Annotated in this window: 15 protein-coding genes; 4 read left to right on the top strand and 11 right to left on the bottom strand. The window is 67.7% G+C overall.

Annotated elements, in window-relative coordinates:
- Window positions 1-51: 51 nt before the first annotated feature.
- From JF543_RS13265 to rsmA, 3 genes are read right to left on the bottom strand one after another with little or no spacing between them, the layout of a single operon-like run.
- Window positions 52-984, bottom strand: coding sequence for a 4-(cytidine 5'-diphospho)-2-C-methyl-D-erythritol kinase (locus tag JF543_RS13265; protein WP_206824755.1), 933 nt, complete (start codon window positions 982-984; stop codon window positions 52-54).
- 40 nt (window positions 985-1024) lie between these two features.
- A complete protein-coding gene (gene mgrA / locus JF543_RS13260) occupies window positions 1025-2089 on the bottom strand; it encodes an L-glyceraldehyde 3-phosphate reductase (protein WP_315900927.1) in 1065 nt (354 codons plus the stop codon).
- Window positions 2086-2967, bottom strand: a complete 882-nt coding sequence (gene rsmA, locus JF543_RS13255) for a 16S rRNA (adenine(1518)-N(6)/adenine(1519)-N(6))-dimethyltransferase RsmA (RefSeq protein ID WP_206824754.1) — start codon at window positions 2965-2967, stop codon at window positions 2086-2088. The genes mgrA and rsmA overlap by 4 nt, the downstream gene beginning before the upstream one ends.
- Window positions 2968-3025: 58 nt before the next feature.
- On the opposite strand from rsmA, the gene JF543_RS13250 reads away from it, so the two are divergent.
- Window positions 3026-4306, top strand: a complete 1281-nt coding sequence (locus JF543_RS13250) for an MFS transporter (RefSeq protein WP_206824753.1) — start codon at window positions 3026-3028, stop codon at window positions 4304-4306.
- A gap of 3 nt (window positions 4307-4309) precedes the next feature.
- Here the strand turns inward: JF543_RS13250 and JF543_RS13245 are convergent, their stop codons facing one another.
- The 4 genes from JF543_RS13245 to rsmI form a co-directional block, all read right to left on the bottom strand.
- Entirely contained in the window at window positions 4310-5185 is an 876-nt protein-coding gene (locus JF543_RS13245) for a TatD family hydrolase (RefSeq protein WP_206824752.1), read from the bottom strand.
- 19 nt (window positions 5186-5204) lie between these two features.
- Window positions 5205-6797, bottom strand: coding sequence for a methionine--tRNA ligase (metG, locus tag JF543_RS13240; RefSeq protein ID WP_179410315.1), 1593 nt, complete (start codon window positions 6795-6797; stop codon window positions 5205-5207).
- A gap of 68 nt (window positions 6798-6865) precedes the next feature.
- Window positions 6866-7474 carry a class I SAM-dependent methyltransferase gene (locus JF543_RS13235; protein WP_179410314.1) on the bottom strand — a complete coding sequence of 203 codons (609 nt, stop codon included), beginning with the start codon at window positions 7472-7474 and terminating at the stop codon, window positions 6866-6868.
- On the bottom strand, window positions 7471-8286 hold the full coding sequence (gene rsmI / locus JF543_RS13230; RefSeq protein WP_206822137.1) for a 16S rRNA (cytidine(1402)-2'-O)-methyltransferase: 816 nt from the start codon (window positions 8284-8286) through the stop codon (window positions 7471-7473). Before rsmI ends, JF543_RS13235 begins: the two co-directional genes overlap by 4 nt.
- 35 nt (window positions 8287-8321) lie before the next feature.
- Here rsmI and JF543_RS13225 point away from each other — a divergent pair, with 35 nt between their 5' ends.
- Window positions 8322-9866 (top strand): dolichyl-phosphate-mannose--protein mannosyltransferase, encoded by a 1545-nt coding sequence (locus JF543_RS13225; RefSeq protein WP_347401167.1) that lies wholly within the window; start codon window positions 8322-8324, stop codon window positions 9864-9866.
- Window positions 9867-10413: 547 nt separating this feature from the next.
- Here JF543_RS13225 and JF543_RS13220 read toward each other — a convergent pair.
- A complete protein-coding gene (locus tag JF543_RS13220; protein ID WP_206824751.1) occupies window positions 10414-11334 on the bottom strand; it encodes a hypothetical protein in 921 nt (306 codons plus the stop codon).
- Window positions 11335-11918: 584 nt separating this feature from the next.
- Between JF543_RS13220 and JF543_RS13215 the strand changes: the two genes are divergently transcribed.
- Together JF543_RS13215 and JF543_RS13210 are read left to right on the top strand one after the other, a co-directional pair.
- The gene (locus JF543_RS13215) at window positions 11919-12140 is read left to right on the top strand and encodes a hypothetical protein (protein ID WP_206551695.1); all 222 of its coding nucleotides are present in this window, start codon (window positions 11919-11921) and stop codon (window positions 12138-12140) included.
- 79 nt (window positions 12141-12219) lie between these two features.
- A complete protein-coding gene (locus JF543_RS13210; RefSeq protein ID WP_206551694.1) occupies window positions 12220-12438 on the top strand; it encodes a hypothetical protein in 219 nt (72 codons plus the stop codon).
- A gap of 13 nt (window positions 12439-12451) precedes the next feature.
- On the opposite strand, the gene JF543_RS13205 is transcribed toward JF543_RS13210, so the two are convergent.
- The 3 genes from JF543_RS13205 to JF543_RS13195 all read right to left on the bottom strand — a co-directional run bounded on the left by JF543_RS13205 (window position 12452) and on the right by JF543_RS13195 (window position 15627).
- The gene (locus JF543_RS13205) at window positions 12452-13378 is read right to left on the bottom strand and encodes a DUF808 family protein (RefSeq protein WP_206551693.1); all 927 of its coding nucleotides are present in this window, start codon (window positions 13376-13378) and stop codon (window positions 12452-12454) included.
- A gap of 84 nt (window positions 13379-13462) precedes the next feature.
- Complete coding sequence (locus JF543_RS13200; RefSeq protein ID WP_347401166.1) at window positions 13463-13843, bottom strand: GyrI-like domain-containing protein; 381 nt, start codon at window positions 13841-13843, stop codon at window positions 13463-13465.
- Window positions 13840-15627 carry a thioredoxin domain-containing protein gene (locus tag JF543_RS13195; RefSeq protein ID WP_206824748.1) on the bottom strand — a complete coding sequence of 596 codons (1788 nt, stop codon included), beginning with the start codon at window positions 15625-15627 and terminating at the stop codon, window positions 13840-13842. Before JF543_RS13195 ends, JF543_RS13200 begins: the two co-directional genes overlap by 4 nt.
- Window positions 15628-15633: the final 6 nt, after the last annotated feature.

Raw genomic sequence — 15633 nt, 5'->3', positions numbered from 1 at the left:
TCCCATCCTCACAGTCGCACGAGGTGCCGCTCAACCCTGACGCGTTCGCACTCAGACCACGATGCGTGCGCCGGCGACGGGCCCGTGCACGTGCAGCGCCGTATGGCCGGCCGCCTGCAGTTCCTGCTGCACCGCACGCGCGGCTTCGGGGCCGCCGCACAGCAACGCGACCGTGGGGCCCGAGCCCGAGATGATTCCCGACAACGCCCCAAGGCGTACACCGTCGGCGAGCGCATGCTCGAGATCAGGACGACCGTCCAGAGCCGCGCGCTCCAGGTCGTTGAACATCACGGGGGCGAGGGCTGCGGCTTCCCCCGCCCGCAACGCCTGCAGTACCGCCACCGGCACGTCCAAGGACGGCTGCGGGTCGTCGGCGAGCGCCTCGCCGTGGGCGCGCATCGTGTCGAGGCGCCCGTAGATCTCGGGGGTCGACAGTCCCTGTGCGCTCATGATCAGCACCCAGTCGAAGCGTCCGCGCGCCAGAGCGGGCGTCAGCTCGTCGCCTCGACCCGCGCCGATCGCGGTTCCGCCGTGCAGCGCGAACGGCACATCGGCCCCGAGCCGTGCCGCCAGCTCGTGCAGCCGGTGAGCACCGAGATCGGTGCCCCACAGCGCATCGCACGCGACCAGCGCGGCCGCGGCATCTGCCGAGCCACCGCCCATTCCCCCGGCGACGGGCACGCCCTTGCGGATCACCAGGTGCACGCCGGCCGTGACCCCGGTGGCCTGAGCGAGCAGCTTGGCCGCGCGCATGGCGAGGTTGCGGTCGTCGGTGGGCACGTCGTCGATGTCGACGTCGCCGTGCACCTCTAGCGAGAACCCGTCGGCGGGGTAGGCCGTGACGTCCTCGTACAGCGATACGGCCTGGAACACCGTAGCCAGGGCGTGATAGCCATCATCGTGCGGTAGCCCGACCCCCAGGTAGAGGTTGATCTTGCCGGGGGCGCGTACGTGCACGGCTTCGGTGCGCTGCGCTGTGCTCATCTCGGCTCCCTTCTGTCACGGCGCGCCTCGCGCGCACGGTTCACAACTCGGACGACACCGACCACAGGTTGACGTCGATGCCGTGCGAGAGTGCGTCGATCGCCGTGAGTTCTTCGTCGGTGAACGCGGGACCATCTACCGCGGCGATGTTCTCATCGAGCTGCTCCGGACGCGAGGCGCCGATCAGCGCCGAGACGACCACCGGGTCGCGCAGCGTCCACTGCAGGGCCATCTGCGCAAGGCTCTGCCCGCGGTCGGCGGCGATGTCGTTGAGCCCGCGCAGCAGGGCGAGTCCTTCGTCTGAGAGCGGCCGGTCCGACAGTGACCCGCGCTTCTGCGCACGATCGGCCGTGCCGTCGCCGAGGTACTTGCCGGTGAGCAGTCCCTGCGCGAGCGGCGTGAAGGCGATCGCACCGACGCCCTCGGCGCGCAGCACATCGGTCAGGCCATCCTCGACCCAGCGGTTGAGGATCGAGTACGAGGGCTGGTGGATGATCAACGGCGTGCCCAGGTCGCGTGCCACGGCCAGTGCGGCCTCGGTGCGCTCGGGGCTGTACGATGAGATGCCGACGTAGAGGGCCTTGCCCTGCCGCACCAGGGTGTCGAGCGCCCCGATGGTCTCTTCGATCGGGGTGACCGGGTCGACGCGGTGCGAGTAGAAGATGTCGACGTAGTCGAGACCCATGCGGGTCAGCGACTGCTCGGCGCTGGCGAGGATGTACTTGCGGCTGCCGAGGTCGCCGTAGGGCCCCGGCCACATGTCCCAGCCCGCCTTCGACGAGATGATCAGCTCATCACGGTAGGGCGCCAGGTCTTCGGCGAAGATGCGCCCGAAGTTCTTCTCGGCCGAACCGTATGGCGGGCCGTAGTTGTTCGCCAGGTCGAAGTGGGTGATGCCGTTGTCGAATGCGTGGCGCAGCAGCGCGCGCTGGTTGTCGAGCGGGATGTTGTCGCCGAAGTTCCACCACAGGCCGAGCGAGATCGGCGGCAGGTACAGGCCAGAGGTGCCCACCTGACGGTAGGCGAAGCGCTGATAGCGATCCGGAGCCGCGACGTACGGGCGGTGGATCTCGGGAACGTGGGGCTGAAAGCGCGGTTCGGTCACGGTGCCAGAGTATCCGCATCAGCCGATGCGGTGCCTGTCGGAGCCGTGCGTGCGATGCGGTGGTAGTCGTCGACCGTGAGGTCCTCGCCGCGTGCGGTGGGTGCGACACCGGCGGATTCCAGAACGGCGGATGCTGCCGCAGAGCTGCCGAACAGCCCCGACAGCGCCTGACGGAGCATCTTGCGACGCTGGTTGAACGCGGCGTCCACGATCTGGAACGTGCGACGGCGCTCGTCCTCGCTGCCGCGGGGTTCGTCATCGCGCACGAAGCCGACCAGCAGGCTGTCGACGTTCGGCACGGGCCAGAACACCTGCCGCGAGACGGTGCCCCGCAGCTGCCAGGGGCCGTACCACGCGGCCTTCACGCTCGGGGCGCCGTAGATCTTCGAGCCGGGCCGCGCGGCCAGCCGCTCGGCGACTTCGGCCTGCACCATCACGACCCCGCGCTGCAGCGCCGGGAAGGTCTCCAGAAAGTGCAGCAGCACCGGCACCGAGACGTTGTACGGCAGGTTGGCGACAAGGATCGTGGGGTCTCCGGGTAGATCGGTGACCTGCATGGCATCCGCGTCCACCACGGTGAGTGCGCCGTCCTCGACGCCGCGTTCGGCGGCGGTGCGCGGCAGGCGCTCGGCCAGGCGGTGGTCGATCTCGACGGCGGTCACCGTCGCGCCCGCTTCGAGGATCGCCAGGGTCAGTGAGCCGAGGCCCGGGCCGATCTCGACGACCCGTTCGCCGGGCTGCACGCCCGCGGCGTGCACGATCTTGCGCACGGTGTTGGCGTCGACGACGAAGTTCTGCCCCAGCTTCTTGGTGGGGGTGACGTCGAGCTCGGCGGCGAGTCTGCGGATCTCGGTGGCGCCGAGCAGTGAGACGGTCATCCTCACATTGTTCCGCATTCCGTCACGTGCCGCGGGAAACGACCCTAAGATCAACCGGGTGACCGCACTCGGAGAGCTCATCGCACCGCGCCGTCTGGGCCGCGATTTCCGCTGGCTGCTGGCGTCGTCGTGGACCAGCAACATCGGCGACGGCGTCGCGTTGGCCGCCGCTCCCCTGCTGATCGCCTCGATGACCTCGTCGCCGATCCTGGTCGCCTCGGGCGCCGTGCTGCAGTTCTTGCCCTGGCTGCTGTTCGGGCTGCATGCGGGAGCCATCGCCGACCGCTTCGACCGCCGCCGCCTGGTGATGTTCGCCAACGCCGCCCGCGCGATCGTGATCGCGGCGCTGTGCGTCTTTCTGCTGACCGGGACCGCGAACATCTGGATCGTGCTCGCGGTGGCGTTCCTGTACGGCACCGCCGAGGTGTTCGTCGACACGACGGCGAGCACGCTGCTGCCGATGCTGGTGCGACCCGTCGACCTCGGCATCGGCAATGCCCGCCTGCAGGCCGGGTACCTGGTGGCGAACCAGTTCGCCGGCCCTCCGCTTGGAGCCTTCTTGTTCGCCGCCGGTTCGGCGTGGCCGTTCCTGCTGGAAGGGCTGTGCATCGTGCTGGCGATCGTGCTCGTCTCGCGGATGGCGGCGACGCCGGTTCCGCCGCGTGAGGGCGGCCCCGACGCGGCGCGCGCCCCGGTGCACACGGACATCGCCGAGGGCATCAAATGGCTGTGGCGCAATCCCCCGGTGCGGATGCTGGTGCTCATCATCCTGCTGTTCAACATCACCTGGGCGGCCCCCTGGGGCGTGCTCGTGCTGTACGCGACCGAGCACCTGAACATGGGCGCGGTCGGGTTCGGCGCGCTCACCACAGCGTCCGCGGCCGGAGGTCTGCTCGCCACCTTCAGTTTCGGCTGGCTGGAGCGGCACATCTCGTTCGCGACACTGATGCGTGTGTGCCTGTCGATGGAGGTCGTCATGCACCTCGCGTTCGCGCTGACCAGCACCGGGTGGGTGGCGCTGGTGATCATGCTGTTCTTCGGCTTCTACGCCTTCGTCTGGGGCACGATCTCGACCACCGTCCGCCAGAGGTTGGTGCCACCCGAGCTGCAGGGGCGCGTGGCGTCGGTGAACATGGTGGGCGTGTTCGGCGGCATGGTCATCGGGCAGGCGTTGGGCGGCGTGATCGCCCAGGTGTGGGGGCTGACCGCACCGTGGTGGTTCGCCTTCGCCGGTGCCGCACTGACCCTGCTGGTGGTCTGGCGCCCGATCTCGCACATCGTCAACGCCAAGCCGGCGCTGGATGACGCCGATCCGACGAGCCCGGCGCCCGCGAACTGAGACTCAGTCGAACGAGCCGTAGACCGCCAGGGTGTTCGCGGCGAGCCGAGCGCTCAGCTCATCCACGTCGATGCCGAGTTCGGCGGCCAGGAACCGCACGGTGATCGGCACGAGGTACGGCGCGTTGGGGCGGCCTCGCAGCGGCACCGGGGTCAAGAACGGGGCATCCGTCTCGACGAGGATCCGCTCCAGCGGGGTGACCGCCAGCGCGTCGCGCAGGTTCTGCGCGTTCTTGAACGTGACATTGCCCGCGAACGAGAGGTAGTAGCCGGCATCCGCCGCGATGCGCGCCATCTGCTCGTCGCCCGAGAAACAGTGGAACACGGTGCGCTCGGGCGCGCCAACGCGATCGAGCACCGCCAGCACATCGTCATGAGCGTCACGGTCGTGGATCTGCATCGCGATGCCGTGCTTCTTGGCCAAGGCGATGTGTGCCTCGAACGACTCGTGCTGGGCGGGACGCCCCTCCTCGCGGGTGCGGAAGTAGTCGAGCCCGGTCTCGCCGATGGCGCGCGTGCGCGGGTGCGCGGCGAGCTCGTCGATCACGTCGAGGGCTTCGGCGAGGCGCCCCGCCTGCGCGTACACGGGGGCGTCGTTGGGGTGGATCGCCACCGCCGCGAGCACGCGGGGATCGGATGCCGCCGCCTCGACCGCCCAGCGGGACGACTCGATGTCACCCGAGGCCTGCACCACGCCAGCGACGCCCACGTCGGCGGCGCGATCGAGCTGCTCGGCGAGCGCAAGGGGCTCGACTCCGTCGACGATCTCGAGGTGCGCATGGTTGTCGTACACCGGAACGGCCAGCGGCTCAGGCGCCGCCGGGTACCGCAAATCCTTGCGCCCCTCGGAGGAGCGCTCGCGCACGTATGTCTCGGTCATGGCTCGGTCGACTCGTCGCTCAGGCGGTCTGCTCCACACGCGGGAACAACGGCGCCAGTGCACCGACCTTGGTGCCGGGCTGCAGCGCACCCCACGCGCCTGCCTCACGGATCGGCTGCGCCGTCAGCTCACCCAGCGCGTCGGTGACGCCGAGGGCATCCCACAGCTTCGCCGTGGACTGCGGCATCACCGGCGACAGCAGTACAGCCAGTGCACGCAGACCCTCGGCACAGGTGTACAACACGGTGGCCAGACGGTCGCGCTGCGCCTCGTCGCCCGCATCCGCCTGCTTGGCGAGCGCCCACGGCTCGTTCTCGGTGATGTAGTGGTTGAGCTGGTCGACGATCGTCCAGATCGCGTCGATCGCCTCGTCGATCCGGAACTGCTCCATGGCGGCATCCGCGCCAGTCGCAGCATCCGCCACCGTCTTCTGGATCTCGAGATCGCGCTCGGTGTACTCGGCCGCGGTCGGCACGACGCCATCGAAGTACTTTTGGATCATCGCGATCGTGCGCGAGGCGAGGTTGCCGAAGCCGTTGGCGAGCTCGGCCTGGTAGCGGGCCGAGAGGTCCTCCCACGAGAACGAGCCGTCCTGTCCGAACGCGATCGCCGACAAGAAGTAGTAGCGGTAGGCGTCCGAGCCGAAGACATCGGTGATCTCGGTCGGTGCGATACCGGTGAGCTTCGACTTCGACATCTTCTCGCCGCCGACCAGCAGCCAGCCGTGCGCGAAGACGCCCTTGGGCACGTCGACACCGGCGGCCATCAGCATCGCCGGCCAGATCACCGCGTGGAAGCGCAGGATGTCCTTGCCGACGACGTGGTAGCCGGGCCAGCGGCGGTCGAAGTTCTGCTGGTCGGAGCCGTAGCCGATCGCGGTGGCGTAGTTGAGCAGCGCGTCGACCCACACGTAGATGACGTGCGACTCGTCCCACGGCAGCGGGATGCCCCAGTCGAACGTGGAGCGCGAGATCGACAGGTCCTTCAGGCCCTGGCTGACGAACGACACGACCTCGTTGCGCGCCGAGTGAGGGCGCACGAAGTCGGGCTCGGTCTTGTAGAGCTCGAGCAGGCGGTCCTGGAACTCGCTGAGCTTGAAGAAGTAGTTCTTCTCCTGCAGCAGCTCCAGCGGCTTGGAGTGGATCGCGCAGACCTTGAGCCCCTCGAACGGGCCAGTGCCTTCGACGATCTCACTGTCGGGCTTGAACTCCTCACACCCCACGCAGTACAGCGCCTCGTACTCGCCGGCGTAGATGTAGCCCGCGTCGTACAGCTTCTGGAAGAACGTCTGCACGTTGCGCTCGTGACGCTCCTGCGTCGTGCGAATGAAGTCGTCATTGGCCACGTCGAGGGTCTTCAGCAGCGGGAACCAGCTCTCGCCGACCAGACGGTCGACCCATTCCTGCGGCGTGACGTTATTGGCCGCGGCCGCGCGCAGCATCTTCTGGCCGTGCTCATCGGTGCCCGTGAGCATCCACGTGTCATCGCCCGCCTGGCGGTGCCAGCGCGACAGGGTGTCGACGGCGACCGTCGTGTACCCGTGGCCGATGTGAGGCACATCGGAGGGGTAGTAGATGGGCGTGGTGATGTAGAACGATTCGCCTGCGGGCATGCTCTCGATTCTAGGCGGGAAAGGCCCGCGCGTTGGCCGCGTGACCGGGGCTCGGGGCAGGCGGTCCCTCAGCGCCGGGTAGCCATCAACGATGCATGCGGGCGGGCGCTGATCTCGCCTTCCGCACGCGCGCGGGATTCGGATGCTGTCGCGGTGAGGCCCGCACGATCAAGCAACTCCCCGAGGGCATCCGCGCTCCAGTAGTAGGCGGGCGCGACGGCGTGGTCGAAGGGCTCGCCGGGCGAACCGTCGAAGAACCCGATCAGGATGCTGCCGCCGGGGGCAAGCACCCGGGCGAACTCGGCCAGGGCGACGGGCAGCTCTTCGGGTGGCATGTGGATCAGCGAGTACCAGGCGAGGATGCCGCCCAGCGACGCGTCCGACGCCGGCAGATCCGTGAATGAGCCCGCGACGAACTCGATCTTCGGATACGTCGAGCGTGCGTGCGCAATGAACTGTGCGGAAAGGTCGACACCGAGAACCTCGCGCCCACCGCTGCGCAGAAACTGGGCCCAGTGCCCCGGCCCGCACCCGGCATCCAGCAGCCGTCCCGGAGTGGCATCCCGCCATGCACCGATCAGGTCGAGGTCGGCAGCGTCCATCTGAGTGATCTCGCCGAGCACGGCGATGTACTCGGCGGAGCGCCGATCGTAGGCGTCGGCGACGTGTGCGCTCATCGGGCGGCGAGCGCCGCCTGGTACAGGTCGCGTGAGCTCAACCCGGTGGCGGCGGCGACCTCGGCGCAGGCCTCTTTGAGGCGGAGCCCCGAGGCGACGAGAGCCTGCACCTGCGCGAGCGCGTTCTCGGCCGATACGGCAACGGGCACGGCGCCCTCGACGACGACGACGATCTCGCCCTTCACACCGGCCTCAGCCCAGGCGACGAGTTCGTCGGCGGTGCCGCGGCGCACCTCTTCGTACAGCTTCGTCAACTCACGGCAGACCGCGATACGACGGTCGGCGCCGAAGGCCTCTCCCATGTCGGCGAGCGACGTGGCGAGCCGCGCGGGCGACTCGAAGAAGATCATCGTGCGGGGCTCGGATGCCAGCATCCGAAGCGTCTGCCTGCGCTCCCCCGGTTTGCGGGGCAGGAAGCCCTCGAACGTGAACCGGTCGGTGGGCATTCCCGAGATCGCGAGCGCCATCAGCGCGGCGCTGGGCCCCGGCACTGCGGTGACGGTCACTCCGCGTTCGACCGCCGCGGCGACCAGCCCGTAGCCGGGGTCGCTGATCGCGGGCATCCCGGCGTCGCTGACGACGACGACGTCCTGATCGGCGGCGATCTCGGCCAACTCGACGGCCTTGTGCTTCTCGTTGTGGTCGTGCAGGGCGATCAGCCGCGGACGGTTGTCGATCTGCAGTGCCTTGAGCAGGCGCTGGGTGGTGCGGGTGTCTTCAGCCGCGACGATCTCGGCGTTCTCAAGCACCTCGATCAAGCGCCGCGACGCATCACCGAGGTTGCCGATGGGAGTCGCGGCGAGGATGATCATCCGACCAGCTTAGGCGCCGCAACTAGGCTGTTCGGGTGACCTCGAGCGACGCGCTGCCGCAGCATCCGCGGGCGACGACGCGCTGGGAGAGACTGCGCGACGGCCTGCGCGCGGAACCGGCGCGGGCTCGGATGCTCGCCTGGCTCGCCCCCACGCTGGTCACGCTGCTCGCGGCGGTGCTGCGCCTGGTCAATCTCGCCCACCCGCACGAGATCATGTTCGACGAGACGTACTACGTCAAGGACGCGTGGTCACTGTGGACGCTGGGCTATGAGGGCACCTGGGGCGAGGGCGCGAACGAGCAGTTGCCCCAGGGCGATGCCTCCGCGCTGCAGCCCGAGGGCTCGTATGTCGTGCATCCGCCGCTCGGCAAGTGGATCATCGCCCTCGGCATGGCCCTGTGGGGTCCCGGATCGAGCTTCGGCTGGCGGGTGACCACCGCCGTTCTCGGAGCGCTCACGGTGCTGGTGGTCTACCTGATCGCCCTACGGCTGACACGTTCGCACACCGTGGCGACCATCGCCGGCGGCCTGCTGGCCATCGACGGCGTCGCGATCGTGATGAGCCGCATCGCCCTGCTCGACGGCATCCTCACCTTCTTCATCACGCTGGGGGTGCTGTTCGTACTGATCGATCGACAGCGCACCATCCCCCGCACCGAAAGGCCCGCCACCACGCAGCGGATGATCGGGCGGGTGCTGTGGGCACGGCCGTGGCTGATCGCCGCGGGCATCGCGCTGGGTGCCGCCTCGGCCGTGAAGTGGTCAGGCCTGTATGCGATGGCGGTGCTGGGCCTGTACACGGTGTTCACCGACGCACTGGCCCGACGCCGCGCGGGCATCGTGCTGTGGCCGACCGATGCGGTCTTCCGGCAAGGTCCGGCGTCGTTCGTGTTGCTGGTGGGTCCGGCGCTGGTCGTCTACCTCGCGTCGTGGACGGGTTGGCTGGTCACCGCGGGCGGGTACGGGCGAACGACGGATGCCCATCCGCTGATGGCGCTGTGGGACTATCACGCGTCGATGCTGGGCTTCCACGTGGCTCTCGCCAGCCCACATCCGTACGCGAGCCCGGCGTGGCAGTGGCCACTGCTGCTGCGCCCGACGGCCATCTGGGTGGCGGACGATCCGGCTCCGTGCGGCACCGACCACTGCATCGCGGTGATCTCGTCGGTGCCGAATCCGCTGATCTGGTACGGCGGGGTGGCCGCGTGCCTGTATCTGCTGTACCGATTCGTGCGGGGACTCATCGAGCGCTCCCCCGTCGGCCCGCGGCTCACCTATCCGCTCGTGGGACTGCTGGCCACCTACGTGCCCTGGCTGCTGGTGCCGAACCGCACGATCTTCCAGTTCTACACGGTGGTGATGGTGCCGTTCCTCGTGCTCGCCCTCGCCGTCGCGCTGCGCGAGTTGGCCGGCCGCGCCGACGATCCCCTGCACCGACGCCAGGCCGGGCAGCGCACCGTCGCCGTATTCCTCGTCGTCACCGTGCTGGTCTCGGCCTTCTTCTACCCTGTCTGGACCGGCGTGAGCGTGCCATACGACTTCTGGCTGATCCACAATTGGCTGCCCGGGTGGATCTGATCATGCCCGCAACGAACACGGATCCGTTCCGCACCCAGAGCGGATCGGCTCCCGCTACCGTGTCCCCGGTCGCTGTGGCTCGACACCTCGGGAAGATGCTGAGCCATGGACTGCGCGAACGCAGCGAGTTTTCACGCCACGCAACACCCGAGCACATCACTTGATGAGCACGGTACCAGCATCATCGGGAGGCACACGTCGCCTACCGTCATGACCACACCGCTTTACTGCGCAGTAATCACAGCTCGGCGTCCGTCTTCAGACCATTGCCGCGGAACGCGTTCTCGGCACGTAAGGCGAAGTTCTGTCAGGGAGCGGCGAGGCTCTCAGTGAAACTCTGGCCGTTGTCGTGCGCTCTTCGCCGGCGACTTCGTACGTGGGTCTTTGCGCCCATGCGCTCACGTTGATGTTTAACGCCACGGGAGGGTTTCTGTTGCAGTGCCGCCACACGGGAGCGCTCGCACCTGCGGCGACGGGCGATGACGAAGAAGCCGGGGAATGCAGGGACGCATCGCTCTCATTCAAGCCGTCGACACTATCCGCGCACCTAACTCGTGATGATCGCGATGTTAAGGATGGATTGCGCAAATCCTGCCTGGCTAAAGGTTGAGTAGCCACCCGACTTCCCAAAGTGGATCCCCACGGCCGAGTTGTTGATGAACCAGGGGCCACCGCTGTCTCCGCCGTTCGTGAACGTCCCGTTGGACTGCACCATCCTACTGATGTACAGGTCCGTCCCATCGACGTCAGCGTAGAAGGCGAGTCCGACCTTCCGAACGGTTGTGCAACTATGGGCCGAGCGGGTCTTCCCATAGTTGCAGACCGACTGCCCCGCGGTGGGGTAGACGACGGTTGTGATTGAGCGATACGTGGAGGGAGCGATGATGATCGTGTTTCCGATCAACGGGTCGGACGAAGAGTGCTTCTGAACCTCCCCATACGCACCCGCGTGCTGCCCCCGATAAACAGTGCCGTACGTACTTCCTGACGGCGTTCCGGCGGCATTGGGGCAGTGGGCCGCAGTGACGAAACCCTTGTACTGAGGACTTCCGAGGATACGAACGTTGAAGCCTGCTGTGCAGCCAGAAATACTCGCACCGCCGCGGATGAGCTCCGGGTCAATCGAGATGTCTTCCGTCGCCTCGATGACATCGATGTCGGCTCTACCGTTGGACTTCATAACCGCACTAACAGCTCCGGCCACATAGGAGTCAATTTCCTGCCCAGGCTCGACCTGATACCGAATACTTACGGTGCCTGCAGTCGGGTCTGCCTCGCCAACAAGCTGCGAGAACGCGCCCGTGGCCATCAGATCTGACATTGCGTCGTGGCGAATATCCTCCGCCTCGGACTCCGAAAGCTCCGCGCCAAACCGGACCTCAACCTTGATGGGAAGATCAGCGAAGAGGTCAACGATCTTGCTGTCCTCTGCGCCGGTGAACGAGACCCATGCGGCGCTTTCACCCACGGGCCCCCATTCCGAGCTTGAGTATCGGTGCGGCACTCCGTCGATGGCTTTCGTCAGCGCTTCGAGGAACTCTTGCTGGCCCGCGAATCGACGCTGAGCCTCGTCTTCACTGATGCTCAGATCGTCAGCGAGTGCGCGTGCGTCCTCAGGCAGCAGGCTTGAGGCGGACGCTTCTAGTGCGCCTCAAGTTACCACCGTGACGCCGTCTTCACCGGCCGAATCGTCGGCTGTCGCCGGGCCGACACCGACCACAAGCGCTGCCGCAAGGGCGACGCATGCGCCAAGAGCAAGGGATCTGTATCGTGCAATCATCATTGATTCCTCCTCACCGTTTAGTACAAAGTGGCCAGAGCCTAGCCTCTGGCCAAGCGGCGTGCAATCATCAGCGCATGAGGAAGATATTCTCTGTCCTTGGTGCAGCGGCTGTGCTCACGCTCCTTCTTGCCGCCTGCACGACAGATAGCGACAGGACGGTTACTTCGCCCGACGACGGGAAGCCCGTCGTTCTCGTTCCTGACACGCCCCCGTCAGCATTCCGAGAAGCAGAAGTCGACGGCGTCGTAGAACTTCGAGATGGTTGCTTCGTGCTGGTCTCCGCTACGGGCAACTGGCTCATCGAGTGGCCGTTTGGCACCACCCTCGGCGGCGATGAGACATCGGTCCAGAACGAGCAATTCGGAATCGTCGAGGTCGGCAACCGCATCCGTGGCGGTGGCGGGTACGGCGACAACGTCGGCTGCGTTGTGGCTGCTGTGGAAGGAACGGTCTCGGTCGACGAGATCACCGAGACGCACGCGCACCGATAGCAGTCCACCCGCTGCGCCCTCGGCAACCAGCGAGGCGAACTAGGCACAGAATGCCGTCACGACACATCAGAATGGACGCATGCCCGCTCCCCACGGCTTCGAGCACATCGTCAGAGGAGACGACGTGGTGATCCTGCACCATGGCATCCGAGCCGCGACTCTTCGCGGGGCGAAGGCTGCGGACTTCCTCGATCGTGTCGAAACCGAGGATCCGCAGCTGCTCATGGCGCGCCTCACGGGCAACTATCGCCGCGGCAACGAGCGCACCGCCCGCCAGCATCCCCGCAACAAGCGCTGAATCTCTCGCGGCCTCAGTGCTGCGCGCCGGCCGTCGCCTTCGGCATGCGGTGACCTTCATCGAAGCTGGGCTTTTTGCCCAGCATCCGACCAATGCCGAGCACCACGCCTACAACCACCAGTCCCACGATGAGCCCGACCACGGCCGACAGTGCGGTGCCACCGAGCCACACGACGAATCCGCCAAAGCCGGCGAGCAGCTCTTCCACGCCGTGCAGCAGGTCAGCGAGCCAGTGCAGCCCGACCTCGCCGAGGTTGACGACGACGAGGTGACCGCCGACCCACAGCATCGCGACGGTGCCGATCACGCTGATCACCCGGAACACTGCTGGCATCGAGCGCACGATGCGTGTGCCGGTGTGCCGCACGCGACGCACCGGGTTCTTCGCCATCTTGAGGCCGACATCGTCGATCTTGACCAGCAGTGCGACGGCGCCGTACACCACGACGGTCATCAGCACGGCGATCACCGCGAGTACGCCCAGCGTCTGCCACAGGCCCATGCCCTTGTCGAGGCTGGCGAGCGAGATGAGCATGATCTCGGTCGAGAGGATCAGGTCAGTGCGGATGGCGCCCCAGATCAGCCGGTTCTCGTTGCGCTCGCCCTTGTCGGCGTGTCCATGCGCGAATCCGAACCACTCCAGCACCTTCTCGGCGCCTTCGAAGCACAGATACGTGCCGCCGATGATCAGCAGGTACGGCAGCACCCACGGGGCGAACGCGGTCAGCAGCAGGGCGATCGGAATGATGATCAGGAACTTGTTGCCGATCGAGCCGAGAGCGATCTTGCCGACAACGGGCAGTTCGCGTGCAGGCGTGAGGCCCTGCACGTACTGCGGCGTCACTGCGGCGTCGTCGATCACGACACCGGCCGCCTTCGACGACGCCTTCAGAGCAGCGCTGAGAATGTCGTCGACGACCGCCAGCAGACCAACCGACATGTGGGTTCCTCCCCGCGGCCCGTGAACAGACGAAGCGCACCGCAGGCGACAAGACTACTGGGCGGTGGTGACGCGCGTGCAGCCTCACGCGGTGTCGGATGCGGCACGCACCGGCTGCCGCAGCAGCGTTCTGAGCCGCTCAGGTGCCGTGCGGCGGGGATCCGAGAGATAGATCTCGTGATGCCTGCCCGTCATCCGCAGCCCGGCGCCGGGGACGAACTCGTCGTGCATCCGCGCCAGCAGCGGCCCCTCGTCGTCGAACGCGCCGACGTGCAGAGTATGCACGCAGAGCCCCTCAGTCAGCGTCTCGAGCCGATCCTCGTCCAGCCGCGCCGGCGGCGCCTTCTTCGGGTCGCCCTCACCGTCGATCATCAGGTAGCGCGTCGCGGGCACCTCAAGCACCCGGAACTCACCGGGCGCACTGCGGTACCGGTCGAGTTTCTTCTTGAAGTCGACTTTCGTCACGCTGCGGATCCCCTCTCGCGATGCACCGTGGCGGGATCCGACACCGGCAACCGGCATGCGAACGCCAGGCAGTCGTAGACGACCCCGTCTGCGGCATCCTTCTCATCGAACAGGGCGAACCCGGCATCCGAGAATGCGCGGGCCTGCGAGGGCGAGACCACCGCGATCACGTCGGCGTCGGCATCGAGCGCGGCGGATGCCAGCGCGCCGCGACGATCGGATGCCACCGCCACGATATGCCTCGGCGACTCCTGCAGCCCGCTCACGACGCGCAGCAGTGCACCAAACGCGAGCGGCTGCTGCAGCGCCCTGGCCACCAGGCCGGCAACCATCTGCTCGGCGCGCTCGCGGTGCGACTCACCGGCGCCGAGCCACCATGCGGTGAGGTGGGCGGATGCCACCGCCGCCGTACCCGACGGCAGATCACCATCGCTCTCATCCGCGCCCGCCGGGATGTCGTGCGCCGCGAGCACAGGATCAGGGGCCGCATTGTCGCTCAGCACGTCGAGTGCGATCGTCGCCCAGTCCGCATCACCGGTCGCCAGCGCGAGAGCGAAGAGCCCGTCGGCCAACAGCCCCAGATCGCTCGCCGTCGCCACCGCACGAGCCGCGACCCCGTCGAGGGACGAGCGCACGAGTTCACCGCGCGGCCCGCGGTTGATCGCGAGTACGACGGCTGCCGCCGCCGCGGCAGCATCCACCCATTCCTGCTCGCCGAGCACGGCCCCGGCCCGCGACAGCGCGCCGATCGCCAGCCCGTTCCACCCCGTCAGCACCTTGCCGTCGACCGCCGGGGGCTCCAGCGAGGCGCGCTCCGCGGCATCGCGACGGTAGAAGCCGCCCTCACTGCGCTCACCGTCGATCCACGACTCGGAATCCTGCGCCGCACCGAACGCGCCGTCACCCCGGCGCAGCACCCGCAGCAGGAAGTCGGCGATACCGCGCACGATATCGTCACGCCCCGCATCGAGCGCCACCTGCATCAGCTGGGCGTTGTCGGTCAGCATCCGCTCGTAGTGCGGCACGGTCCAGTCACGCCCGGTCGCGTAGCGGAAGAACCCGCCGTCGGGATCGCGCAGCTCCGACCCCGACATGGCGGTGAGCGCTCGCCGCACCGCCTTGTCGCCGCCGATCAGCGGATGCTGCAGGAAGCGCAGTGTGGTGGCCATCGGGAACTTCGGTGCGCCACCGAAGCCGCCGAACACGCGATCCTCCCGATCGAGGATCGTCGCGGCAACGGCGCGCAGTGCCTCGGCATCCGGCGGCGGGGACGGCGTGCGGGTGGCGGCATCGCGCAGGGCGTCGGCGACAGCATCCGATGAGGCGAGAACCTCACCCCGACGCTCGGTCCATGCCTCGGTGACCGCGGTCAGCACGTCACCGAAGGCGGGCACGCCGCCTCGTGCGGCGGGTGGGAAATAGGTGCCCGCATAGAAGGTGCGCCCCGCGGGCGTGGCGAAGACGGTGAGCGGCCAGCCCAAGCTCTGAGTGAACGCCGAGGCCGCCGACAGGTAGGCGCCATCGACGTCGGGATGCTCCTCACGGTCGACCTTGACCGACACGTAGTCGCGGTTCATGTGTTCGGCGGTCGCCGCGTCGGCGAACGATTCGCGCGCCATCACGTGGCACCAGTGGCAGGTCGAGTATCCGATCGAGATCAGTAGGGGCACGTCGCGCCGCTGCGCCTCGGCGAACGCCTCGGGCCCCCAGGGATACCAGTCGACCGGATTCTCGGCGTGGGCGCGCAGGTACGGACTGCGGGTCTCGGCCAGCCGGTTGCTCATGCCCCC

The organism is Microbacterium esteraromaticum (assembly GCF_017303215.1).
In the GTDB taxonomy this organism is placed as follows: Bacteria; Actinomycetota; Actinomycetes; order Actinomycetales; family Microbacteriaceae; genus Microbacterium; species Microbacterium esteraromaticum_C.
The sequence above is the reverse complement of the archived record's forward strand: the minus strand, read 5'-3'. Positions and strand labels throughout refer to the sequence as shown.